The following is a 21,553-nucleotide window of genomic DNA, read 5'->3' as shown; positions in this document are numbered from 1 at the left end:
ATCGAGGATCACTTCGATGTCGCGCTCCGAAAGTAGGCCGCCGGCTGGTTTAAAAAATCGTCGATGCGCACCTGCAGCTGCGTCCAGTCCGGGACGCTCAGGTGGGCCAGATCAGGGATCATCAGGCCGGTGCAATGGGCGGTGATGAATTCGGCACGTTCCTTGGCCGTCTTCAGCTTCTTCATCACTTTGGTGGCGCGCAGCGCGGGCATTTCCAGACTCAGCGAGGTCACGGTGCGGCCGGTCACGGCGAGCGGCAGCAGCAGCTGCACCTCGTCCGGGTCGTCCGAACGCCTGGCGTCTTCGGCCTGGGCGAGAAAGTGCGACGCCGGTTGGGTCGACATCTCGTGCACGTACTGGGCGATGGTCACGTAGTCCGGGCGCTTGAGCTGGTCGAGTTCCTTGACCGACAGCCCGGTGGCCAGCAGCGCCAGCTCGAAGAACTGATCGTCCTCGTCGTCGCCCGCGCGCTCCAGCGCTTCTTTCTGCGCGGCGTAGAACAACGGCTTGAGCTGGATCTGCGCGATCTCGGCCCCGTCGTCGCCGGTGATCGGCGACAGCAGGTCATGCTGGGGTGGCATCCACGACATGAATGAATTCCTTGGTGATTCTTGAGAGGGGTGTTGCTTGATGCCCGCCAACCCGGCCCCGCTGCGGGAGCGGGCCTGCCTGCGATGGCGTCAGGCCTCATCGCCAGCAGGCTGGCTCCCACAGGGGATCGGTTGGCTGCGGGGATCGGCTTACGGCATCAGCACCGCGCGGCGGGCGTCGCCGAGGATGTCCACGCCGTTGAGCACGAACTTCTGGGTGCGCACGTCGATGTCGATCACCGGCACGCCGTTTTCCAGGCGGTTGTAGGTGCGGCAGGACAGCTCCAGGGTGGTCTTGGGCTTCTCGCCCATTTTCACGGTGCCTTCCTCAAGGGATTTCAGCTTGCCGCCGACGGTGTGGTAGGTGAACCAGGTGTTGCCGTCCTGGTCCTGGCCGGCCTCGCGCACGTTCAGCAGGATGTCGTCGCCCAGCTTCACGCCCAGGGCCAGCATGACTTCGGGGCCTGCGCCCTGGAGGATCAGCTTGGCGCCCAGGGCCTTGGCGCTCTTGGCCATTTCCTCGACGATGAAGCGGCCGCCCGTCATGTTTTCCATGTCGAACTCGATCTTCGGCGCCGTGAACTCTTCCACGGTCGCCGACAGCGGCAGGCCTTGCAGGGTGGCCGCGATGGCCTGGCGGTTGCGGTTGGTAAACATTAGAGAACGTCCTCCAGGAACTGCTCGATGATTTCATCGCGGGCGTTGAGTTGGTAAACCATGTGTTCGTTCGGCGCGTAGCGGCCGTAGTCGATGACCACGTACCAGGTGCCGTTCTTGTACTTCTCGACGCTGTTGAGTTCCGGGTGCAGGTACACGCTGCCGCCGGGGATGGTTTCGTCGGCGACCAGGGTCTGCAGCCAGTCGTTGATGCGCTTGACCTCCTGGTCCATGAAGGACTTGGTCAGGTTCTTGGCCATGGCCTTCTGGCCGGCCTTCACCAGCTTGCGGCTGATGGCGTCTTCCAGGCCCACGTAGCTGATGAACTTGCCGGTGATCGAGCGGTTGCCCAGCAGCGAGAAGCCGCCGAGGATGGTGCGGGCGTAGTAGCTCACGCCGTAGCGGTTGAGCAGGTCGCCTTCGGTGGAGGTGTCGAGGATGTTGTATTCCACGACGCGGGACACGTCCTCGGCGTAGGTCACCTGGTTGCCCGGGCTCTCCCACTGCTTGACCTTGGCCAGCGCGGCGATCGCCAGGCTCGATGGCGCGAGGAAGACGTTCTTCTTCGCCGCTTTCGAGTACACCGCCGGCATGTTGTGCACCACCAGGCAACGGTCGAAGCCCAGGTCCGCGCCGCCCAGTTCCTGGCTGTACAGCACTTGGTCCGCCACCGAGGCGTCCTTGCCGTCCAGCACCACACGGGCCTTGATGCGCTTGCCGAACGAGGCGAACTCGCCGGCCACCGCCTTGGTGCCGGTGAAGCCCGGCGCGCCGATGATGGTCAGGTCTTCCGGCACGCTGCCCAGCGCCGCCAGGCCCAGCTTGCGGCCGGTGGCCGGCTCGATGCCGCCGATGACGTTGTTGACGGTGTCGGCCGGGGTCGCGCCCGCCTCGACGATCACCACGTACACCGGCACCTTGACCACTTTGAGGATCTGGTAGACCGCGTGGTACAGGGTGCCCTCTTCGGCGCCGGTCGGGTCCAGCAACGCGTGGGTGGTGAAGCTGTTGATGCGAAACGGCGCATTGCGCGGAATCAGCGGATCGGCCTTCGGCGCGGTGCCGACCAGGCCGATGACGTTGTCGCCCAGGCCGCCCATGGCCTCGGGGGATTCGGTGGCATTGACGGTGATGCCGTTGTGCTCGAAGTTCAGGACTTCAGCCATGTTCAGTCAGCCTTCTTGGCAGCGGCCTTTTTGGCCTGGGTGGTTGGGGTTTTCAGCTCAAGCCGGCCGGCGGTGTGCAGCGCGCTGGCCTCGACGTCGAGCAGGTCGAGCTCTTGGCCGACGCTCGACCAGTGACCGCCCCCGGTGGGGAACGGGACGAGCACGGTGTAGGTTTGGCGGGTTGCCATTTTTCGTTTCTCCATAAACGGGAAAGCCCCTGCGGGGAGGGGCTTGGCGGGTGTTGATTGCTTATTGGGGGAAGAAAAACGCCCCGGGGTGCGGGGCGTTCAACGGATCTGCAGCGCAATCCAGTCAGGTTGTCCAGGGCGAGCCTGTTCGTCGGGAAAGTGCTCCGACTGCGGCCAGTCGCGCAGGCGCTTCAGATAAGCCAGCAGCGTCTGGTACTGATCGACGGTCAATGTCGTCTGGCTGGACATTTCGAGTTCATCGCGATGACGCTCACGCAGCCATTTCACGCTGTCGATTTCGCCGTCGCGCCACATGCGCTCACGATTGGCTTGCGCTTCGGCATCCATCTCCGGCCGTTTGAGCACAGGGTTTCCGTCGGCATCCGCAACGATCGCCAGTGACTGTGACTGGCCGGCGAGCAGTTGCGAACGCAACTGCGCAGTGATCTTCACTGCGTCATCCGGCATGACACCGTGAACGGTGTCGTCGTAGAAACCGCCAGTGGAGGCGGCATAAAAAAGTGACATAACCTGTTCTCCTGATTACCAGCCAATCGAAATCCATGGACCATTCGGTTGGCCCGTGCTGCCGAGCGCGGAAACCGTGAAATTTGTCTTGTCACCGTACATGACACAAAGCGTGGAAGTGGCACCGGTAGACCCTATCGAGGAACTGTTGCCGATCAATGTCATGACAGAAACGTTCGGGAACGCAATCGGATAGGTCACTGTCATTTGGGCACCGGCGGCAATGGCACCGGTGGTTCCCCATTGGATGACCAGACCGCCCAGCCAGCTCGGCAGCATCAGATATCCATTGGAAGCCTTGAGCGCCGAGAATCCCCACCGCAGTTTCTTCGGCGTGACGATCGTTTGATCGTCGCTGCCGGCGTCTGTCTGGGCCTGAGTGGCGGTCTTCGCCGTGCCCTGATTGAGCTCGGTGGCTTGCTGCGCCAGAACGGCCAACGCGGAGACATCGATGTTTCCCTGGTTGAGCGGCGCGTTCCAGGCCTTGATGCACCACATGACGGCGAGGTTTCGCGGACGTGTGACGCCCAATGCGCCAGCGCTAACGGGGGTCGCGCCTGCGGTGAAGATTGCGTTGCTGACGATATAGCTAGGTGCCGTGTAGGCATCCAGGCCGTGAAACTCGGCAAGACCTGTATCCGATGCGACGTTATGCCAAAGACCGGAAACGGCCGGATTGGCATTGCTGTAGTCGTAAGTCTGTAAGCTTCCTTTTTGCCAGCTTCCTACCGCTCGCCCCGAATCCACGCCCCGCCCATGATCCCAACCGCGCAGGAATTCGCCGCGCGAATCCGGCAGGCGGAAGTTGCCGGCGCCTTCGTCACCCTTGTTGTAGGCGGTGCTCAGGTAGCTCGCCAGATCCGGGTAGGTCGCGATGCTCTGCACGCTGCCGTTGAGCTCCAGGAACCCTGGAGGAACGATGCCGGTCGGGAACGCCATGACGGCGCCGACCGGCACGGCGGAACCGAGCCGTTGGACTTCCTTGACCAGTGCGGCAACATCGATGTTTCCCTGGTTGACCGGCGCATTCCAGGCCTTGATGCACCACATGACGGCGATGTTGCGTGGACGGTTTTCATCAGCTGTCCGGGCTTGTCGAGCATTGTCGAAATTGACGTTGGTGTAGGCGTCTACGGCAGCCGTTACACCCTTTGATACGCCCGACTTGCTCCCGGCATACACGCCGTTGAGTGCTTGAGCAAGACCTGTCGCATCTGCGGCGGCTATTGCGCCAGTGAGACGCTGCATGGCGTCCAGCTGAACACTTCCCAACTGTCGACCAGCATCCACTCCCCTCCCATGATCCCAGCCGCGCAAAAATTCCCCACGCGCTTCAGGCAAGCGGAAATTGCCCGCGCCCTCGTCGCCCTTGTTGAACTTGCCGCCCAGATAGGCGCTCAGGTCCGGGTAGGTCGCGCTGCTCTTGACGCTGTTGTCCAGCTCCAGAAAGCCTGGCGGTGGGGTATCAACAGGGAAGGCAACAATCGAGCCCACCGGCAACGCCGAGGCCTTGGCGATCAGTGCTTCGACTTCGGCCTTGGTGTAGGAATCCTTGATGCCGAACCCGGCCAGAGTGTCCGGGTTCGAACCCGCCGTGGCCCGACCGTATTCGTCAACGGTCAGGCTCTTGTAGCTGCCGGCGGCAACGCCCGTGCGCCCGGCCAGCATCTTGAAGGTCAGCGCGGTCGTCCCCAGGGTGATCGGCGCATTGGTGGTCAGGTGCCACAGCGAATCGCCGTTGGCGGTGCCCTCCTCGACCATCACGGTCAGGCCCGGCGTGACCTTGGCGCTGACATTGGCATCGTTGGCCCGCGCCCAGTCGCCGTTGGCCACGACCCACAGGCCGTTGTCCTTGGCCAGGGTCTGGTTCGCCAGCAGCACGCGGTCGCCGGCGACCGCCGCCACACCGTCGATCTGCTGCGCGCCGTTCGGCACGACGTTGCCGGTCGCGGCCACGCGCACCGATTGCTTGCCGTCGAGTTTGCCGAGCTCTTCGGCCAGGTAGCTCATGACCCAGGCGCGGGTGGCCTTGACCACCGTGTCGTCGATCAGCAGCGTCACCAGCGACGCGTTGCTGGTCTCGAAGATCGAGCGGATGTAGAACTCTTTGCCCGAACCGGACGAGGCCAGCACCGGCTTGAACGACTCCGGATACTTGACGATGGCGTAGAGGATGCCGGTGTCGGTCCACAGCCCCGCCTCACGCACGTACCAGCCGCCGACGTCCGGCGGGATGGTGACTTCGGCGAGCAGCCAGCTCGGGTTCTTCTCGTCCTGGAACAGCGCGTTGAGCGGCCCGCGCCAGACTTCGCGCTTGAGCGCGGTGGCGGTGGCCGCCGGGTTGTAGACCGTGCCGCCGCCGTCGCCGACGGAAACCTGCGTCAGCTTGATCGGCACGCCCGCCGCCTTGCAGGCGGTCTCGTAGGCAATCCCTGCGTTGGTGAGCAGGGTGTAATAGTCAGCCATTCAGGCCCCCTGAGGATAAATAGTGAATGTTTCGACGGCGTACAGGCCGGCCACCTTGAAGGCTTGGCCCGTCGCTTCGAGCCCTTCGATGAACACCGGATAGACCGTGGTCAGTTCGCCGCAGAACGTCGCGGCGCCGACCGAATGGCTGCCGAAGGCGCTCAAGCCCACCGACACCGACAGCACATCCCGTTCGCTCTTGGCGTCAGCCAGGCGCCGGTCGAGCCGGGCGTCGATCTCTTCGCTGTAGGGCTGCTCGGAAAACGCCCGCACCGAAAAGCTGTAGGGCGTGCCGGGCGGGGTCTGCTCGTACCAGGCGCGCACCTCGGGACGCAGTTGCAGGCCCTTGGCGGCGTTTTCCAACGCCGTGCGGGTGCCGGCCCGGCGCGCGGTGGGCCAGGCCAGTTCGACGGTCAAGCGCTTCTCCGTCTCCGGCGCGTCGGTGCTCCATTCGGCGACCCCACGATCCGCCGCCAGATACGGCAGAAACGCCACCGGCGTCTGCTTGGGATCCATCAGCTCGGGAAACGGCGGCGCGATGCGGTCGAGCAAAGCGCCGAAGCCAATGTCCAGCGCGCGCTCAAGCGGTGAGCTGTTGGCCGGCAGCAGCGTCGGGCGCTGCGTTTGATCGCTCATAGCGTCTGCACCTCGACCTCGACCGCGGTGCAGTACGGTGCCTGGAACGCGGTGGTGACGATGGGCGCCAGCGGTTCGAGGATCTGCAGCTGCACGGCGCCGGCGCTGTGCAGCGTGTAGTCGATCCAGCTCGGGTCGACCCGCCCTTCCAGGCGGTGGCAACTGTCGGCGTAGGCTTGCAGGTGCTGCTCGGCGGCGACCTGGGTCAGGCCCGAATCGGGGCCTGAGTTGATCTTGGCCACCACGCGGATCTTGTAGCGCTGGATGTCGGCGCCGCGCACGGTGACCTTGTCGGTCTCCGGGCAGACGTCAGGCCGGGCGAAATGTTTGCGCACGCCGTCGAGCAACGCGGCGGACGGCGTGCCGTCGCCCTCCCGCGCCAGCACGGTGACCTGCACTTCGCCGGGCGCGGTGCGCCGGCCGTTGCCGTCCTTGACCTGGGCGGCGAGGCCGTCCGGGTCGAAGGTGTAGGTGACGTTCACCACGCCGGCGTCGGTGGATGCCACCTTCACCGTCGGCCGTTCGCCGAGGGTGAAGACCTCGCGGCGGTACTGCATCCGCGACCCCGCCGCCGGCGCATGGGGCGCCAGGTAGTAGCGCAGGCGGGCGTCGTCGTCGCTTTCGTACACCGGCGGCACCGGCGGGAAAGCGGCCGGATCGCCCGGATCGAGCAACTGCCGCTCCAGGCCCATGTCGGCCAGCCGCGCGTCCAGGTTGCTGCCGGTGGCCCACCACGCCAGCATCTGCTTGATGCGGGCGTTGTACTTGCGCTCATGGGTCTGCAGGCGCACGCAGAACGCTTCGAGGGCCAGGGTCAAAAGTTCGCTTTCGTTCTCCAGGCTGGCCTTGAGCTTCTCGGCGCTCTGCGGGGCGCGGGTGCCGACGTAGTCGACGACGAAGGCCTTGAACTCGGCGAGCAAGTCCTCGAACGCGTCGATGGCGATCAGCGCAGGTTCAGCCAACTGGTTCTGGCCGGGGATCAGCATGCTCATGTCACGACCTCGAAAGTCTGTTGGCGGTTTTTCCAGGTGCCGGCGAAACGCAGCAGCAGACCGGCGCCCTGCCGTGTGGCGACGATCACCTGCGGCTGGAAGTCGCCGATGCCGTTCTGCGGGTTGTAGAAGGCCTGGGCCGCATGGCTCTGGGCCAGGAGCAGGACGTCGTCGCCCAGGTTGCGGCCCAGCAAGGTGGGGATCAGGGAGCCGTACAAGGGCCGTTTCTGCCGGGTGCCCAGCGGCGTGGTCAGGGCCCGGGTCGCGCGCTGCACGAACTGCAGCCAGTCGTCGACCGTGGCCCCGGTGTCTCTATCGATTCCGATCATGGAAGGCTCTCGGGTCAGGGGCTGATGACGCGGCCCTGGTGATCCACCAGCGGGCCGCTGAAGTGCACGCCCGCCGCATCGATCGTCAGGCCGGCGCCGCCCAGTTGCAGGTTGATCGCCTGCGCGGTCATCGCCAGGCGCGCCGGGCCGATGCTCAGCTCCAGCGATTCGCGGGAGCCTTTGAACGCGGCCGGGCCGTTCTGCCAATGCAGGGTGTGGGTGGCGTCGTCATAGCCGCTTTCGCTGCCGTCCCCGTGTACCCGACGGGTCAGCGTCGGCACCGTGGAGGCCGGCGGAAACCGGTCGCTGTTCAAGCCGAACAGCGCCACGCTCTGCGCGCCGCTTTCGCCGCTGCCGTAGTTCAGCAGCAGGCACTGCTCGCCCGGCGTGGGGATCCGCGATTCGCTCTGCGCCCCGGCGCTGGGGTTGAAGAACTTGATGGACGGCGTCAGCAATCCGCCGTGACTGACCCGGCAGGTATTGCCGGCGGCATCCACGTCCTGGCACACGCCGATGCGGCAGAAACTCTCGGCGCGGCGGTGCAGGTCTTCGACTTCCGCTTCCATCTCGGCCAGCCGCTCGATGATCGGCCCCAGTTGCATGCGTATCAGCGCATCGAACACGGCTCAGGCCTCCAGCGAGGTGTATTGGTCGGGGTCGTCGATGTCGCTGACTTCCCAGGTGCGGGCGAATTTCGGGGTGCCGAGCGGGTCGTCGAGCAAGGTCGGGCCGAGGTAGAGGGTCTGGATGAACGATAGCGTCCAGGCCTTGTGGGACTGCCCGTCCCGCACCAGCAGCGACGGCACGCCGTCGAGGTTCAACGGCCGGTCGCATTGGTCGCCGGGCAAGCCCCAGCGGTTGTCGGTGGCCAGGTTCTTCAGTGCGGCGATCAAGTCGCAAGCGGCAAACGCACTGGCGGCAAGCGCCGGGACGACCTGCAGCGACAGCGTCAGCACATGGGCGATGCGCCCGTCGGCCGCCCGCTCGCCCGGGCCGTTGCGTTCGATGTCGATCAGCACCCAGGCCTTGTCGCCCGGGGCGGTGAATTCAGGGTGGGCGCCGACCTGCACATCGAGGCCGGCGGCGTTGCGCAAGGTTGTCGCCATCGCCGTGAACAGCTGCGAAGGCTGCTGGATCGGTGCAGGCATGCATGACCTCCTTTTCGAATGTCCACACGAAACCCCGCCGCCGGACGGCAGCGAGGACTGGATGTGAAGGGGTTACTGCGGATCGTGCGGCGGCGGTTCGCTCAAGCCCATGCGCTTGGCGGCCCAGCGCTCGTAGAGGCCGATGGCGACGTCCGCGCCGGCCATGGCCGTCAGGCAGCCGAAGGCGCCGGCGGCCCAGATCGACAGGCCGGCGGCGTACAGCAGCATGATCGCGGAGACCCCGCAGATCATGCAGGCGCCGGAGCGCAAGGCCAGCCGGCGCAGCAGCGCCCAGCCCCGGGCGCCTTCCTTGTCGGCGCGCCACATCTCGCCGGACACCCCGCCGACGACGGCCAGGAGGATGACCAGCCAGATCGGCATGTCCGCCAACGCTTGTTGCTCGTTCGTCATGTCACGCCTCCAGGGTGCGTTGATGGATGGGGGGGAAACCGCCGGTGCCGGGCACCGCCTCGGGTGGATGCGCCGATCCGGGATTACAGGCGTTCAACGATGACGTTGTCGATGAAGGCATAGTTGGCGTACGGATTCTGCTCGTTGAAAAAGGCCAGCGTCGTTTGCGCGGTGGTGGCGGTGAAGTCGTAGGTGACGGTGCTCCATTCGACCGCGACGCCTTTGGCGACCGGCGTGTCGAAGCTGACGGTCTGCCCGGCCACCTTGACCTGCACGACGCCGCTGCCGGAACGGCTGGCGAAGCGAGAGTTGCCGGCGCTGAAGGTCAGGCGATACTTGGCGCCGGGGGTGGTGGCGAAGTTCTGCTGAATGCCGCCGCCGTTGCCGTAGACATAGTTGGCCAGGTCAACGATCACCACGCCGTCCGCCGCAGCGGAACCGCCGATAGAGGCCGGCATGTTGAAGTACTCGGCACCGGACAGGAACGTGGTCCAGCCGGTGATGAAGTTGGCCTTGGCCGGGGTGTCCAGGATGCAGCTGCCGCTGCAGCCCGGCTGTTCGAAGCTGCCGTTGACCAGCAGGTTGGCCGCCTTCACATTGCCTGCGGCGCCCAACAGCGCGGCGGTGGCGAGAAGCGGTGCGATGTATTTTTTCAGAACGTTCATGTGTTCACCTGTCGAGTGGAATGAGGGGGTTGAGCTGCCTGGGCAGCCTTCATGTCGCTCACGGGCGATGGCTCGGGGCTCGCGGCCCTCACATGATTCAGCGTCCCGCATCGGGAACATTTGATCTGGAGCTCGGCACACTGGCCCACGCGGGCAAGCAGCCTGTTGCAGTGTCCGCATCTGCAGTCTTTCAACATCTGCAACGGGCCTTCTTCATGGGCGGGATCCTTCCTTTTCGCCGGTGCGGCGCAACGCCTTACGGCAGTTGCGGCCAAGCGATGGTCACCGGGAAACCCGGCTGCTTGTTGACCTGGCCGAACGCGACGCAGTATTCCTTGAAGGCCGTCAGGTAGGCCTGTTCGGCCGAGGTGGCTACGCCCAGGTCGACCTTGAACTGCAAGCCCGACGAGGCGACGCTGGCCATGACGTTGTCGAGCCGGCGGACTTTCTCGTTGCGCATTTGCTCGCCCAGCACCGATTGCGGCCACGGGAACCCCGAATTGAAGGTCCAGACCCCGTCGGTGTTGACGGCGTTGTAGCCGTAATCGACCTGCGAGTTCACGGTGCCGGTGATGTCGACCCAGAGCTGGCTGGCCGGAAACTCTTCGGTGATCGGGTTGACGGTTTCAAAAATGTTGTCGACCTTGCCGTCTACCACACGGGCATACTTTTTCAGGCTCATTGTTCACTTCCTTGATGGATTGCCGACATGTCGGCGTTCGTGTTTCTGTTTGCACAAGGCAGGCATTCCAAAAAGCCCGGCGCCAGGCCGGGCTTTTCAGCAATGCACTCCTTTGCCTTCCTTTCATTCCCTAAAACCGAAAGGAAGCTGACTTTTCGGCGCTGCTGGCGCGGTACGAGTCCGTTCAAATTGTTCCTCCGGCCGCGGTCCCTGCCCGCCGGATAACTGCTCTTGGTGCTTTACGCTGCACACCCGGGTCAGTTGCCAACCCTCTGAACCGTTGAGGCCGGTTCATCGCTGCCTGTTCTTGTGGAACTAAAGAGCGGTCTTGCCAGCCGCTTTGTCGAGCGGCTTGGTGGCAAGAATATGCACTCATGCATATGCAGTCAATGCAAAAATGCATTTATTTATGCGCAGCAAATGCACGGACGCATGAAAGCCCCGCCGCTCTTGGCTTCGGCCGTTTTCGACAGGCGAAAAAAAACCCGCCGAGGGGCGGGTTCTGTCAGGCAGGGGTGGTGCTATCGGGCGTACATGCCCCACCAGAAGACGTGACCGATGATGACGATCTGCTCTTCCTGGATCTCCTGGAAGCTGTAGTCCTCGTCCGGATGTTCGTCACGGTTGAAGCTGCGCAGGCGGATGCCGGTGGGCAGGCGATAGAGCTGCTTCACCCGCAGTTGGCCATTGTGGTTGATGGCGTAGAGATCGCCGTCGACGATGTCGCCGATGCCGCTCTTGCCGGCGTTGACGCCGACCGTGGCGCCGTCGCGCAGCACCGGCAACATGCTGTTGCCGCGTACCGTCACGCATTTGGCCTGGTCGAACTGCACACCGTTGTGACGCAGGCTGCGCTTGCCGAAGCGCAGGCTTGAGCGTTCGCTCTCTTCCACGACGAATCTTCCTGATCCTGCAGCCAATTCAACCTCACGAAGAAAGGGCACCGACACCTCGTCGTCATCGACAGGGGTGTCGTCGTCCCACAGGCTTATGTCCTTGAGTTCCGCATGCACGTCATGGCGCGCGCCGGCAGCCGCCGGCGCAATGTCGGCGCGCCCGCGCAACTGATCGGTGCTCACGGCGAAGTACTCGGCGATCTTCGAGATGTGCTTGTCCGAAGGATCGACGATCTTCCCGCTGAGGATCCGCGAGAGAGTGGATTGAGGCACGCCGGTGCGACGGTGAAGCTCCGTGGGGGAGATCCCGTGCCGGTCGAGCAGTGCTCTTAATACGGTAGATACGTTGCGTTTTTGCATAACGCGCATAGTGCTTGAAGAATTCGGCGAAGACAAATGCTGATTTGCATATTTTCTGCATAATCACGTTTTTTACGGCATGAACCCGTCACTCGACCGCCATCCCTGCGCCCGACAGACCGCCCATGGTAATCTTGCGCCCATCGCGGAAAAGCCTGGCCGACGCCCCGCTTTTGCCCCACTCCTTTGAACGAGTTGCCTGACAATCCGATGAATAAAGCCGTCTCCGACCTGTCCTCCCATACCCCGATGATGCAGCAGTACTGGCGCCTGAAGAACCAGCACCCGGATCAGCTGATGTTCTACCGCATGGGCGACTTCTACGAGATCTTCTACGAGGACGCGAAGAAGGCGGCCAAGCTGCTGGACATCACCCTGACCGCCCGCGGGCAGTCGGCGGGACAGGCGATTCCGATGTGCGGGATCCCGTTCCACGCGGCGGAAGGCTACCTGGCGAAGCTGGTGAAACTGGGCGAATCGGTGGTGATCTGCGAGCAGATCGGCGACCCGGCCACCAGCAAGGGCCCGGTGGAGCGTCAGGTGGTGCGGATCATCACCCCGGGCACGGTCAGCGACGAAGCGCTGCTGGACGAGCGCCGCGACAACCTGATCGCGGCCGTGCTGGGCGACGAGCGTCTGTTCGGCCTGGCGGTGCTGGACATCACCAGCGGCAACTTCAGCGTGCTGGAGATCAAGGGCTGGGAAAACCTGCTGGCGGAGCTGGAGCGGGTCAACCCCGTGGAGCTGTTGATCCCGGACGACTGGCCGAAAGACCTGCCGGCGGAAAAGCGCCGTGGCGTGCGCCGTCGCGCCCCGTGGGATTTCGAGCGTGATTCGGCGCTCAAGAGCCTGTGCCAGCAATTCTCCACCCAGGATCTGAAAGGCTTCGGCTGCGAGAACCTGACCCTGGCCATCGGCGCCGCCGGCTGCCTGCTGGCCTACGCCAAGGAAACCCAGCGCACTGCCCTGCCCCACCTGCGCAGCCTGCGTCATGAACGCCTGGACGACACCGTGGTACTGGACGGCGCGAGCCGGCGCAACCTGGAGCTGGACACCAACCTGGCCGGCGGTCGCGACAACACCTTGCAATCGGTGGTCGACCGCTGCCAGACCGCCATGGGCAGCCGCCTGCTGACCCGCTGGCTGAACCGCCCGCTGCGCGACCTCACCGTCCTGCTGGCGCGCCAGACCTCCATCAGTTGCCTGCTCGACCGCTACCGCTTCGAACGCCTGCAACCGCAACTCAAGGAAATCGGCGACATCGAACGGATCCTGGCGCGGATCGGCCTGCGCAACGCGCGGCCCCGTGACCTCGCCCGCCTGCGCGACGCCTTGGGTGCCCTGCCGGAACTGCAGACGGCGATGGCGGATCTGGAAGCCCCGCACCTGGCGCGCCTGGCCGCCACCGCCGGCACCTACCCGGAACTGGCGGCGCTGCTGGAGAAAGCCATCATCGACAACCCGCCGGCGGTGATCCGCGACGGCGGCGTGCTCAAGACTGGCTACGACAGCGAACTGGACGAACTGCAATCGCTGAGCGAAAACGCCGGCCAGTTCCTCATCGACCTGGAAGCCCGGGAAAAGGCCCGCACCGGCCTTGCCAACCTGAAGGTCGGCTACAACCGCATCCACGGCTACTTCATCGAGCTGCCGAGCAAGCAGGCCGAATCCGCGCCGGCCGACTACATCCGGCGCCAGACCCTCAAGGGCGCCGAGCGTTTCATCACGCCCGAGCTCAAAGCGTTCGAAGACAAGGCGCTGTCGGCCAAAAGCCGGGCGCTGGCCCGGGAAAAAATGCTCTACGAGGCACTGCTGGAAGACCTGATCGGCCGGCTGCCGCCGCTGCAGGACACCGCCTCGGCGCTGGCCGAACTCGACGTGCTGAGCAACCTCGCCGAACGCGCGCTGAACCTCGACCTCAACTGCCCGACGTTCGTCAGCGAACCCTGCATGCGCATCGTCCAGGGCCGTCACCCGGTGGTCGAGCAGGTGCTGACCACGCCGTTCGTGGCCAACGACCTGAGCCTGGACGACAACACAAGAATGCTGGTGATCACCGGCCCGAACATGGGCGGTAAATCCACCTACATGCGGCAAACGGCGCTGATCGTACTGCTGGCGCACATCGGCAGCTTCGTACCGGCGGCCAGTTGCGAACTGTCGCTGGTGGACCGGATCTTCACCCGGATCGGCTCCAGCGACGACCTGGCCGGCGGGCGCTCGACCTTCATGGTGGAAATGAGCGAGACCGCCAACATCCTGCACAACGCCACCGACCGCAGCCTGGTGCTGATGGACGAAGTCGGCCGCGGCACCAGCACCTTCGACGGCCTGTCCCTGGCCTGGGCGGCAGCCGAGCGCCTGGCGCACCTGCGCGCCTACACGCTGTTCGCCACCCACTACTTCGAACTGACCGTGCTGCCGGAGGCCCAGCCGCTGGTGGCCAACGTGCACCTCAACGCCACCGAGCACAACGAGCGCATCGTGTTCCTGCACCATGTGCTGCCGGGGCCGGCGAGCCAGAGCTACGGCCTGGCCGTTGCGCAACTGGCCGGGGTGCCGAGCGAAGTGATCGCCCGCGCCCGCGAACACCTGGGCCGCCTGGAGACCACCAGCCTGCCCCACGAGCAACCGGCACCGGTCAAGGGCAAGCCGGCCGCTCCGATGCAGAGCGACCTGTTCGCCAGCCTGCCGCACCCGGTGCTGGACGAATTGGCCAAACTGGACCTGGACGACCTGACCCCGCGCCGTGCGCTCGAAATGCTCTATACCTTAAAGAACCGGATATAAGCACTGAAGAAGCGGATATAACGCAAACGGCTTCAAGCTGGTAGAATCTCGCGCGGTTCGGGATGCTGCTGGCTAATAGCCTGGCCGGCAGACATCGCTCCCGAACCTGGCGACCCCAACCGTGAAGGGGCAACGCTGCCGCCGCCTGAGGAGAAAATTAGAAATGACCTTCGTCGTCACCGACAACTGCATCAAGTGCAAGTACACCGACTGCGTAGAAGTCTGTCCGGTGGACTGCTTCTACGAAGGCCCGAACTTCCTGGTGATCCACCCGGACGAGTGCATCGACTGCGCCCTGTGCGAACCGGAATGCCCGGCCGTGGCCATTTTCTCCGAGGACGAAGTGCCGGAAGAGATGCAAGAGTTCATTCAGCTGAACGTCGAGCTGGCCGAGATCTGGCCGAACATCACCGAGAAGAAGGATTCGCTGCCGGACGCCGAAGAGTGGGATGGCGTCAAAGGCAAGATCAAAGACCTCGAACGCTGATCCGTCCTGCGCTCGACAGAAAAGGCCCCTTGCGGGCCTTTTTGCTTTTCTGCAGGCGAAAAAAAGGGGCGGTTTGACCCGCCCACATTTTTTCCCTATTCCCTGTGATCCTTTTCATCGTCCTGATGAATCGCGTCCTGCGATGTCCATTCCCCTCTTCCTTGAAGGGCGTGTCTATCCGTCGACACAACCCAGATACTAAAGAGTTCCCCGCCGAGAGCAATCGGCACTCGGCTGCGGAACGGCTTGTCATAAGGCCTTCATTTTTATAAATAACCAACAAAATCAAATAGTTATAAACCTGCATTACGCCTAATGGACGTCTACGGAAGTGTAAACATAGTGAACACTTACGAAACTGTCAGCCAAGGCTTACAACGCGAGACTACAAACTTCGGAGCGAAGCGCCTGGTGGCGCCCCCTGGCCACACGCGGGCTCCCTTGCCCGGCGGCAGACAACAAAAAGCCCCGCTCCAGTCGGGGCTTCTTGCGGGCGGTCAGGTGAGGCGCTTATTGAAACAGCGACTCGCTCGACAAGCCGTTCTTCTCGAGGATCTCCCGAAGGCGCTTGAGGCCTTCCACTTGGATCTGCCTCACCCGTTCCCGGGTCAGGCCGATCTCCAGGCCCACATCCTCCAGCGTGCTGCTCTCGTGGCCGCGCAGACCGAAGCGGCGCACCACCACCTCGCGCTGCTTGTCGGTCAGTTCCGAGAGCCATTGATCAATGCTCTGCGACAGGTCATCGTCCTGCAGCAGTTCGCACGGATCGGTCGGACGGTCGTCCGTCAGGGTGTCCAGCAGGGTTTTGTCCGAATCCGGCCCCAGCGAGACGTCGACCGAAGAAACCCGCTCGTTCAGGCCCAGCATGCGCTTGACCTCGCCCACCGGTTTTTCCAGCAGGTTGGCGATTTCTTCGGGTGAGGGTTCGTGGTCGAGCTTTTGCGTCAGCTCCCGTGCGGCCCGCAGGTACACGTTGAGCTCCTTGACCACATGAATCGGCAGCCGGATGGTCCGGGTCTGGTTCATGATCGCGCGTTCGATGGTCTGGCGGATCCACCAGGTCGCGTAGGTCGAGAAGCGGAAGCCGCGCTCGGGATCGAACTTTTCCACCGCCCGGATCAGCCCGAGGTTGCCCTCTTCGATCAGATCCAGCAGCGACAGCCCCCGATTGACGTAACGCCGGGCGATCTTCACCACCAGCCGCAGGTTGCTTTCAATCATGCGCTTGCGCCCGGCGGGATCGCCACTTTGCGACAGGCGCGCAAAATGAACTTCTTCTTCCGGGGAGAGCAAGGGGGAAAAGCCGATTTCGTTGAGATACAGCTGCGTGGCATCGAGCGCCCGCGTGTAGTCGATGTACTTGTGTTGCTTAAGTGAAGCGGAGTGTTTGGATTTGGCACGAACGGAAGGTGGAGCTGCCCCTTCATCATTCGACATCGAATCCGTATCGATGGCGGCCTCCATCAGGAGAACCTCATCGTCGATGTCAAACTCCGGCACTTCTTTACTGAGAGCCATTGTTATAGTCCTTTGGTGAGTTCGACCCCAAGCTCAAGCGACGCCTCTATCCTTGGCAGCGCTGGAGCCTGTCCCCTCTACGCGACGGAACAGGCTGGCTTCAAATCAACGTCGTGGCAGGAACTGCAGCGGATCCACAGGTTTACCTTGTCGGCGAATCTCAAAATGCAGTTTCACCCGGTCTGTACCCGTTGACCCCATTTCGGCAATTGTCTGTCCGACCTTGACCTGCTGCCCCTCCCGTACCAAAAGCCTGCGGTTGTGGCCGTAGGCGCTGACGTAGGTTTCGCTGTGTTTGATGATGACCAATTCGCCGTAGCCCCTTAAGCCACTCCCGGCGTAAACCACCGTCCCATCAGACGCAGCTAAAACAGGCTGTCCCAAATCTCCGGCGATATCAATTCCTTTATTCAAACTACCGTTTGAAGAGAATTTGCCAATGAGAATGCCATTAGATGGCCATCCCCAGCCGGTCGGGGCCGGGCCCGGAGGAGGCAGTGGAGCGGGTGCGGATTTGCTGGCGACGGACGGTACGACCGCCGTGGAAGCGGCCCCGGAGCCCGTGGTTGTGGTGGTCGTCGTGCCATTCGCCTGGCGCCGGATTACCGTGGTTTTGCTCGACGAGGAAGGCGTTGAACCGCTGCCGGCGACGACGGCGGCCGGCGTTGAACCGGTGCGGCCGTCGAAGCGAATCGTCTGACCCGGATGGATCGTGTAAGGCGTAGGAATGTTGTTCCGGGCGGCGAGGGCTTTGTAGTCCCAGCCGTAGCGGAAAGCGATCGAAAACAGGGTATCACCCGGACGGACCACATACTGCCCGGTCGTGACGACAGGACGTTGGGGCGCGGCGCCATTGCGGTCGACGACCCGCACATTGTTCGATTTGGTGCTGGAGCAACCGACCAGCAAGGTGCTCAAGACAAGGCCAGTCACCAGGCGCTGAAAGCTCGTGTTACCCATACGCTGCGCAATGACTGTGAGACTCACCCGCCGCTCCCTTCTTGGTGGCTGAAAAAATGAAATGCCGGACTCCGGCGTGAAGTGTCGCAAGTATAACGGGCCGCAGCCGCTTTACCTTTAATGAAGCGAACTGCCGTCGCGCACACGTTTGCCTGATGACGATCGGCAGTGTTTACGCAATCGCCGCCGGTGTAAGACCGGGCCGGACGACAGGAATTCAGCGCCTCGAAAAAGAGACTCAGGCCAGCGGTCCGTTGAGCAAAGGCACGAAGCGGACCGCCCCCAGGACGTGCCGGGAAAAGCCGTGCTCTTCACGCACGATCAGCATCAGTTGCTGCACTTCCCCCGAACCGACCGGTATCACCATCCGACCGCCCGGCGCCAATTGGTCGAGCAAGGCCTGGGGCACATCCGTGGCCACCGCCGTGACGATGATGCCGTTGTACGGCGCCAGCGCCGGCCAGCCTTCCCAGCCGTCGCCCCAACGGAACACCACGTTGCGCAGGTTCAGCTCGACCAGGCGCTCCTTGGCCCGATCCTGCAGGACCTTGATCCGCTCGACCGAGAACACCCGCTCCACCAGCTGCGACAGCACCGCCGTCTGGTAGCCGGAACCGGTGCCGATCTCCAGCACCTTGTCCAGCGGCCCCGCCTCCAGCAGCAGCTCGCTCATGCGCGCCACCATATAAGGCTGGGAAATGGTCTGGTTGTTGCCGATCGGCAGCGCGGTGTCTTCGTAGGCGCGGTGGGCCAGCGCCTCATCGACGAACAGGTGGCGCGGCGTGCGGCGGATCACCTCCAGCACGCTGGCGTTGGACACCCCTTCTTCGTACAGGCGCTGGATCAGGCGCTCACGGGTGCGCTGGGAGGTCATGCCGATGCCGCTGCGCAGCCTGTCGTCTTGTTCGCGAGCCATCAGTTCAGCCCCTCCAGCCAGCCGTCCAGGCTTCTGAATGCATCGTTGAACGTGCGATCGAGCTGCAACGGCGTGATGGACACATAACCTTGCATCACCGCGTGGAAGTCGGTGCCCGGGCCGCCGTCCTCGGCGTCGCCGGCGGCGGCGATCCAGTAGCCGGCCCTGCCGCGCGGATCCACCACCTTCATCGGCGCCGCCGCACGGGCGCGATGGCCCAGGCGGGTCAACTGAACGCCGCGGATGCGCTCGATCGGCAGGTTAGGGATGTTCACGTTCAGCACCGTGCGCGGCGGCAGGTCGAGCCCGGCATGGGCCTCCACCAGTTTGCGCGCGAAATGGGCGGCCGTGGGCAGGTTTTCCGCCTGCCGCGACACCAGCGAGAAGGCAAACGAAGGGCGGTCGAGGAAACGCCCCTCGAGGGCCGCCGCCACCGTTCCGGAATACAGCACGTCATCGCCCAGGTTGGCGCCCAGGTTGATGCCCGAGACCACCATGTCCGGCTCGCGCTCCAGCAAGCCGTTGAGCCCCAGGTGCACGCAATCGGTCGGCGTGCCGTTGAGGCCGATGAAACCGTTGGCCAGGTATTGCGGATGCAGCGGACGGTCGAGCGTCAGCGAACTGCTGGCGCCGCTCTTGTCCTGCTCCGGGGCGATAACCACGCATTCGGTGTAATCCGCCAGCGCACCATACAGCGCGGCGAGTCCGGGTGCGGTTACCCCATCGTCGTTAGAAATCAGAATACGCATGGGCTGTCCGTCTGCCCCACCGGCACCAGATCAACGAGTTCGCGCACCAATGCGGTGGCGAAGCATCCGGCCGGGAGGACGAATTCCAGTTGCAGAATGTCAGGCTCGGGATAATGCCACGTCAACCCGCCAATGGGCAGTCGCAGGATGCGACGTTCGTGGCTCATGCCGGCGTGAATCAACCAATCGCGCAGGTCCGCTTCGCGCGCGGCGATCCCCTGCTCCAGATCATGGACTGCGCCGGCCGCCGGCGAGTCACCTTCGCCCCACTGGGGACCGGTCGGATGCAGGTCGAGAATCGCCAGGCGCGGATCGCTGCATTCGGCTTCGCCAGCCGGGAAAAAGCTGCGGCTGTCGGTGAACGCCAGCAAGTCGCCGACCTGGGCGCGCTGCCAGGAGCCGTCGGCGACCCGCGCCGCCAGCACCTGGTTGAACAGGAAGCTGCGCGCCGCCGACAGCAGCCGCGAGCGCACGTTGCGCTGCTCCGGCAATGCCTTGCGCGCAGCCCAGGAGCGGGCATCGACCACATTGCCGCCGTCATGGCCGAAGCGCTGGGCGCCGAAGTAGTTCGGGATGCCCTGCCGGGCGATGCGTTGCAGGCGCTCCTCAAGGGCCGCCTTGTCGCCGGCGAGCTGCGTCAGGCGCAGGGTGAAGCCGTTGGCCGAGTGCGCGCCGCGCTGCAGCTTGCGCTTGTGGCGGGTGGTCTTGAGGATCTTGAGCGTATCGTTTTCCGCCGCCGACAGATCCGGATCGGCCTTGCCCGGCAGCTGCACGCTGAACCACTGACGGGTCAGGGCCTGACGATCCTTGAGCCCGGCATAGCTCACTGTGCGCAACGGCACGCCGGCGGCCTTGGCGATCCGGCGCGCCGCCTCTTCGGTGTTCAAACCGCGCTTTTCCACCCAGATCCACAGGTGCTCGCCGTCGCCGGTGAACGGGATGTCGAGCACTTCATCGACCTGGAAGTCTTCGGCGACGGCCTTGAGCACCGCCGTGCCGAGCACGTCGCCGTGGGCCCGAGGGCCGAGCAATTGCAGTTCGTTCATGCGCGCAGCAACAACGCGACGGAATGGACGGCGATGCCTTCCTCACGACCGACGAAGCCCAGCTTCTCGGTGGTGGTGGCCTTCACGTTGACCTGGTCGAGCTCCACCTGGAGGTCGGCGGCGATCAGGGCGCGCATCGTTTCGATGTGGGGCGCCATTTTCGGGGCCTGGGCCACGATGGTGTTGTCGACGTTGCCGACCTTCCAGCCCTTGGCATGGATCAGGCCGACCACGTGGCGCAGCAGCGCACGGCTGTCGGCGCCCTTGAACTGCGGATCGGTGTCCGGGAAATGCTTGCCGATGTCGCCCAGCGCCGCGGCGCCGAGCAGGGCGTCGCTCAAGGCGTGCAGCAGGACGTCACCGTCGGAGTGGGCGAGCAGCCCGAAGCCGTGTGCGATCCGCACGCCGCCCAGAGTAATGAAATCGCCTTCAGCGAAACGGTGAACATCGTAGCCGTGGCCAATACGCATAAAAAAACGCCCCGATTTTGGTCAGGGCGTGATTCTACCTGCTTTGACGGGCATTAGGCGCCTAGCGCGCGTGCGTGATGTCGCAAGTGGTCGTCGATGAAGCTTGAGATGAAGAAATAACTGTGGTCGTAACCCGGCTGCAGGCGCAACGTCAGCGGATGTCCCGCTTGTCTTGCCGCTTGCTGCAGGGCCTCCGGCTTGAGCTGGTTGGCCAGGAAATCATCGCGGTCGCCTTGATCGACCAGCAACGGCAGCTTTTCTTCGGCCTCGGCGATCAGCGCACAGGCATCCCACTCGCGCCACTTCGAGCGGTCTTCGCCGAGGTAGCGGGAGAACGCCTTCTGGCCCCATGGGCAGTCCATCGGATTGCTGATCGGCGAAAACGCCGACACCGAGCGGTAACGCCCCGGATTGCGCAAGGCACACACCAGCGCACCGTGGCCGCCCATGGAGTGGCCGCTGAGGCTGCGCTTGTCAGACGCCGGGAAATGCGCCTCGACCAGCGAAGGCAATTCCTGCACGACGTAGTCATGCATCCGATAGTGCCGGGACCAAGGCTCCTGGGTGGCATTGAGATAGAACCCGGCGCCGAGGCCGAAATCCCATGCCCCGTCCGGGTCGCCCGGCACCTCGGCGCCGCGCGGGCTGGTGTCCGGCGCCACGATGATCAGGCCGAGCTCGGCGGCCATGCGCAGGGCGCCGGCCTTGTGCATGAAGTTCTCGTCGGTGCAGGTCAGCCCCGACAGCCAATACAGCACCGGCAGCTTGCCGCCCTGCTCCGCCTGCGGCGGCAGGTACACGGCGAACACCATGTCGCAGCCCAGCACGTCGGAGCGGTGCCGGTAGCGCTTGTGCCAGCCGCCGAAACTTTTCTGACAGGAGATGTTTTCCAGACTCATGTAA

General features: G+C 64.0%; 26 protein-coding genes. 2 read left to right on the top strand and 24 right to left on the bottom strand.

Annotated elements, in window-relative coordinates; all coding sequences use genetic code 11:
• Nucleotides 1-8: 8 nt before the first annotated feature.
• The 17 genes from CAG31_RS12590 to CAG31_RS12515 form a co-directional block, all read right to left on the bottom strand.
• The gene (locus tag CAG31_RS12590) at nt 9-590 is read right to left on the bottom strand and encodes a phage tail assembly protein (protein WP_085581465.1); all 582 of its coding nucleotides are present in this window, start codon (nt 588-590) and stop codon (nt 9-11) included.
• Between the two features lie 150 nt (nt 591-740).
• Entirely contained in the window at nt 741-1,247 is a 507-nt protein-coding gene (locus CAG31_RS12585; RefSeq protein WP_085581463.1) for a phage major tail tube protein, read from the bottom strand.
• A complete protein-coding gene (locus CAG31_RS12580; protein WP_085581461.1) occupies nt 1,247-2,413 on the bottom strand; it encodes a phage tail protein in 1,167 nt (388 codons plus the stop codon). The genes CAG31_RS12585 and CAG31_RS12580 overlap by 1 nt, the downstream gene beginning before the upstream one ends.
• A gap of 2 nt (nt 2,414-2,415) precedes the next feature.
• Complete coding sequence (locus tag CAG31_RS12575; RefSeq protein ID WP_085581459.1) at nt 2,416-2,601, bottom strand: hypothetical protein; 186 nt, start codon at nt 2,599-2,601, stop codon at nt 2,416-2,418.
• Nucleotides 2,602-2,700: 99 nt separating this feature from the next.
• Complete coding sequence (locus tag CAG31_RS12570; RefSeq protein ID WP_085581456.1) at nt 2,701-3,129, bottom strand: phage tail assembly chaperone; 429 nt, start codon at nt 3,127-3,129, stop codon at nt 2,701-2,703.
• A 15-nt stretch (nt 3,130-3,144) separates the two neighbouring features.
• A complete protein-coding gene (locus CAG31_RS12565) occupies nt 3,145-5,595 on the bottom strand; it encodes a phage tail protein (protein ID WP_085581454.1) in 2,451 nt (816 codons plus the stop codon).
• Nucleotides 5,596-6,231, bottom strand: a complete 636-nt coding sequence (locus tag CAG31_RS12560) for a phage tail protein I (RefSeq protein WP_085581452.1) — start codon at nt 6,229-6,231, stop codon at nt 5,596-5,598.
• The gene (locus CAG31_RS12555) at nt 6,228-7,223 is read right to left on the bottom strand and encodes a baseplate J/gp47 family protein (protein ID WP_085581450.1); all 996 of its coding nucleotides are present in this window, start codon (nt 7,221-7,223) and stop codon (nt 6,228-6,230) included. The genes CAG31_RS12560 and CAG31_RS12555 overlap by 4 nt, the downstream gene beginning before the upstream one ends.
• Nucleotides 7,220-7,552 (bottom strand): phage baseplate protein, encoded by a 333-nt coding sequence (locus CAG31_RS12550; protein WP_085581448.1) that lies wholly within the window; start codon nt 7,550-7,552, stop codon nt 7,220-7,222. The genes CAG31_RS12555 and CAG31_RS12550 overlap by 4 nt, the downstream gene beginning before the upstream one ends.
• 14 nt (nt 7,553-7,566) lie before the next feature.
• The gene (locus CAG31_RS12545; protein WP_085581446.1) at nt 7,567-8,175 is read right to left on the bottom strand and encodes a phage baseplate assembly protein V; all 609 of its coding nucleotides are present in this window, start codon (nt 8,173-8,175) and stop codon (nt 7,567-7,569) included.
• A 3-nt stretch (nt 8,176-8,178) separates the two neighbouring features.
• Nucleotides 8,179-8,700: a hypothetical protein gene (locus tag CAG31_RS12540; protein ID WP_085581444.1), complete on the bottom strand. Its 522-nt coding sequence runs from the start codon at nt 8,698-8,700 to the stop codon at nt 8,179-8,181.
• A 72-nt stretch (nt 8,701-8,772) separates the two neighbouring features.
• The gene (locus CAG31_RS12535; protein WP_085581442.1) at nt 8,773-9,111 is read right to left on the bottom strand and encodes a phage holin family protein; all 339 of its coding nucleotides are present in this window, start codon (nt 9,109-9,111) and stop codon (nt 8,773-8,775) included.
• Nucleotides 9,112-9,194: 83 nt separating this feature from the next.
• Nucleotides 9,195-9,776: a DUF642 domain-containing protein gene (locus tag CAG31_RS12530; RefSeq protein WP_085581440.1), complete on the bottom strand. Its 582-nt coding sequence runs from the start codon at nt 9,774-9,776 to the stop codon at nt 9,195-9,197.
• Nucleotides 9,773-9,973: a Com family DNA-binding transcriptional regulator gene (locus CAG31_RS12525; RefSeq protein WP_085581438.1), complete on the bottom strand. Its 201-nt coding sequence runs from the start codon at nt 9,971-9,973 to the stop codon at nt 9,773-9,775. The genes CAG31_RS12530 and CAG31_RS12525 overlap by 4 nt, the downstream gene beginning before the upstream one ends.
• A gap of 59 nt (nt 9,974-10,032) precedes the next feature.
• Entirely contained in the window at nt 10,033-10,458 is a 426-nt protein-coding gene (locus tag CAG31_RS12520; protein ID WP_256575481.1) for a tail fiber assembly protein, read from the bottom strand.
• The gene (locus CAG31_RS28155; RefSeq protein ID WP_139831343.1) at nt 10,455-10,646 is read right to left on the bottom strand and encodes a hypothetical protein; all 192 of its coding nucleotides are present in this window, start codon (nt 10,644-10,646) and stop codon (nt 10,455-10,457) included. Before CAG31_RS28155 ends, CAG31_RS12520 begins: the two co-directional genes overlap by 4 nt.
• A gap of 333 nt (nt 10,647-10,979) precedes the next feature.
• Nucleotides 10,980-11,714, bottom strand: coding sequence for an XRE family transcriptional regulator (locus tag CAG31_RS12515; protein ID WP_085581436.1), 735 nt, complete (start codon nt 11,712-11,714; stop codon nt 10,980-10,982).
• Between the two features lie 210 nt (nt 11,715-11,924).
• On the opposite strand from CAG31_RS12515, the gene mutS reads away from it, so the two are divergent.
• On the top strand, nt 11,925-14,504 hold the full coding sequence (mutS, locus tag CAG31_RS12510) for a DNA mismatch repair protein MutS (protein ID WP_085581434.1): 2,580 nt from the start codon (nt 11,925-11,927) through the stop codon (nt 14,502-14,504).
• 163 nt (nt 14,505-14,667) lie between these two features.
• The gene (gene fdxA / locus CAG31_RS12505) at nt 14,668-14,991 is read left to right on the top strand and encodes a ferredoxin FdxA (protein WP_007924025.1); all 324 of its coding nucleotides are present in this window, start codon (nt 14,668-14,670) and stop codon (nt 14,989-14,991) included.
• A 510-nt stretch (nt 14,992-15,501) separates the two neighbouring features.
• Here the strand turns inward: fdxA and rpoS are convergent.
• The 7 genes from rpoS to fghA all read right to left on the bottom strand — a co-directional run bounded on the left by rpoS (nt 15,502) and on the right by fghA (nt 21,549).
• Nucleotides 15,502-16,509: an RNA polymerase sigma factor RpoS gene (gene rpoS / locus CAG31_RS12500; RefSeq protein ID WP_085581432.1), complete on the bottom strand. Its 1,008-nt coding sequence runs from the start codon at nt 16,507-16,509 to the stop codon at nt 15,502-15,504.
• A gap of 105 nt (nt 16,510-16,614) precedes the next feature.
• Complete coding sequence (locus tag CAG31_RS12495) at nt 16,615-17,496, bottom strand: peptidoglycan DD-metalloendopeptidase family protein (RefSeq protein ID WP_085581430.1); 882 nt, start codon at nt 17,494-17,496, stop codon at nt 16,615-16,617.
• Nucleotides 17,497-17,707: 211 nt separating this feature from the next.
• On the bottom strand, nt 17,708-18,343 hold the full coding sequence (locus tag CAG31_RS12490) for a protein-L-isoaspartate(D-aspartate) O-methyltransferase (protein WP_170929962.1): 636 nt from the start codon (nt 18,341-18,343) through the stop codon (nt 17,708-17,710).
• 41 nt (nt 18,344-18,384) lie between these two features.
• Nucleotides 18,385-19,134, bottom strand: coding sequence for a 5'/3'-nucleotidase SurE (surE, locus tag CAG31_RS12485; protein ID WP_085581427.1), 750 nt, complete (start codon nt 19,132-19,134; stop codon nt 18,385-18,387).
• On the bottom strand, nt 19,122-20,180 hold the full coding sequence (gene truD / locus CAG31_RS12480) for a tRNA pseudouridine(13) synthase TruD (RefSeq protein ID WP_085581425.1): 1,059 nt from the start codon (nt 20,178-20,180) through the stop codon (nt 19,122-19,124). The genes surE and truD overlap by 13 nt, the downstream gene beginning before the upstream one ends.
• Nucleotides 20,177-20,650, bottom strand: a complete 474-nt coding sequence (gene ispF / locus CAG31_RS12475; protein WP_085581423.1) for a 2-C-methyl-D-erythritol 2,4-cyclodiphosphate synthase — start codon at nt 20,648-20,650, stop codon at nt 20,177-20,179. Before ispF ends, truD begins: the two co-directional genes overlap by 4 nt.
• Before the next feature lie 53 nt (nt 20,651-20,703).
• Nucleotides 20,704-21,549, bottom strand: coding sequence for an S-formylglutathione hydrolase (fghA, locus tag CAG31_RS12470; protein ID WP_085581421.1), 846 nt, complete (start codon nt 21,547-21,549; stop codon nt 20,704-20,706).
• Nucleotides 21,550-21,553 lie beyond the last annotated feature (4 nt).

This window comes from Pseudomonas sp. R25(2017) (genome assembly GCF_002112565.1).
Taxonomy (GTDB): domain Bacteria; phylum Pseudomonadota; class Gammaproteobacteria; order Pseudomonadales; family Pseudomonadaceae; genus Aquipseudomonas; species Aquipseudomonas ekonensis.
Note: the sequence above shows the minus strand (reverse complement) of the source record. Positions and strands in the feature narration are given on the sequence as shown.

What these genes read in the sequence shown, in the direction of transcription:
- CAG31_RS12540 (WP_085581444.1), bottom strand. Translation starts at nt 8,700, where the DNA reads ATGCCTGCACCGATCCAGCAGCCTTCGCAGCTGTTCACGGCGATGGCG.
- CAG31_RS12565 (WP_085581454.1), bottom strand. Translation starts at nt 5,595, where the DNA reads ATGGCTGACTATTACACCCTGCTCACCAACGCAGGGATTGCCTACGAG.
- CAG31_RS12590 (WP_085581465.1), bottom strand. Translation starts at nt 590, where the DNA reads ATGTCGTGGATGCCACCCCAGCATGACCTGCTGTCGCCGATCACCGGC.
- CAG31_RS12530 (WP_085581440.1), bottom strand. Translation starts at nt 9,776, where the DNA reads ATGAACGTTCTGAAAAAATACATCGCACCGCTTCTCGCCACCGCCGCG.
- rpoS (WP_085581432.1), bottom strand. Translation starts at nt 16,509, where the DNA reads ATGGCTCTCAGTAAAGAAGTGCCGGAGTTTGACATCGACGATGAGGTT.
- CAG31_RS12570 (WP_085581456.1), bottom strand. Translation starts at nt 3,129, where the DNA reads ATGTCACTTTTTTATGCCGCCTCCACTGGCGGTTTCTACGACGACACC.
- CAG31_RS12560 (WP_085581452.1), bottom strand. Translation starts at nt 6,231, where the DNA reads ATGAGCGATCAAACGCAGCGCCCGACGCTGCTGCCGGCCAACAGCTCA.
- CAG31_RS12520 (WP_256575481.1), bottom strand. Translation starts at nt 10,458, where the DNA reads ATGAGCCTGAAAAAGTATGCCCGTGTGGTAGACGGCAAGGTCGACAAC.
- CAG31_RS12585 (WP_085581463.1), bottom strand. Translation starts at nt 1,247, where the DNA reads ATGTTTACCAACCGCAACCGCCAGGCCATCGCGGCCACCCTGCAAGGC.
- CAG31_RS12555 (WP_085581450.1), bottom strand. Translation starts at nt 7,223, where the DNA reads ATGAGCATGCTGATCCCCGGCCAGAACCAGTTGGCTGAACCTGCGCTG.
- fdxA (WP_007924025.1), top strand. Translation starts at nt 14,668, where the DNA reads ATGACCTTCGTCGTCACCGACAACTGCATCAAGTGCAAGTACACCGAC.
- truD (WP_085581425.1), bottom strand. Translation starts at nt 20,180, where the DNA reads ATGAACGAACTGCAATTGCTCGGCCCTCGGGCCCACGGCGACGTGCTC.
- ispF (WP_085581423.1), bottom strand. Translation starts at nt 20,650, where the DNA reads ATGCGTATTGGCCACGGCTACGATGTTCACCGTTTCGCTGAAGGCGAT.
- CAG31_RS12515 (WP_085581436.1), bottom strand. Translation starts at nt 11,714, where the DNA reads ATGCAAAAACGCAACGTATCTACCGTATTAAGAGCACTGCTCGACCGG.
- mutS (WP_085581434.1), top strand. Translation starts at nt 11,925, where the DNA reads ATGAATAAAGCCGTCTCCGACCTGTCCTCCCATACCCCGATGATGCAG.
- CAG31_RS12575 (WP_085581459.1), bottom strand. Translation starts at nt 2,601, where the DNA reads ATGGCAACCCGCCAAACCTACACCGTGCTCGTCCCGTTCCCCACCGGG.
- CAG31_RS12490 (WP_170929962.1), bottom strand. Translation starts at nt 18,343, where the DNA reads ATGACCTCCCAGCGCACCCGTGAGCGCCTGATCCAGCGCCTGTACGAA.
- surE (WP_085581427.1), bottom strand. Translation starts at nt 19,134, where the DNA reads ATGCGTATTCTGATTTCTAACGACGATGGGGTAACCGCACCCGGACTC.
- CAG31_RS12535 (WP_085581442.1), bottom strand. Translation starts at nt 9,111, where the DNA reads ATGACGAACGAGCAACAAGCGTTGGCGGACATGCCGATCTGGCTGGTC.
- CAG31_RS12550 (WP_085581448.1), bottom strand. Translation starts at nt 7,552, where the DNA reads ATGATCGGAATCGATAGAGACACCGGGGCCACGGTCGACGACTGGCTG.
- fghA (WP_085581421.1), bottom strand. Translation starts at nt 21,549, where the DNA reads ATGAGTCTGGAAAACATCTCCTGTCAGAAAAGTTTCGGCGGCTGGCAC.
- CAG31_RS12580 (WP_085581461.1), bottom strand. Translation starts at nt 2,413, where the DNA reads ATGGCTGAAGTCCTGAACTTCGAGCACAACGGCATCACCGTCAATGCC.
- CAG31_RS12525 (WP_085581438.1), bottom strand. Translation starts at nt 9,973, where the DNA reads ATGTTGAAAGACTGCAGATGCGGACACTGCAACAGGCTGCTTGCCCGC.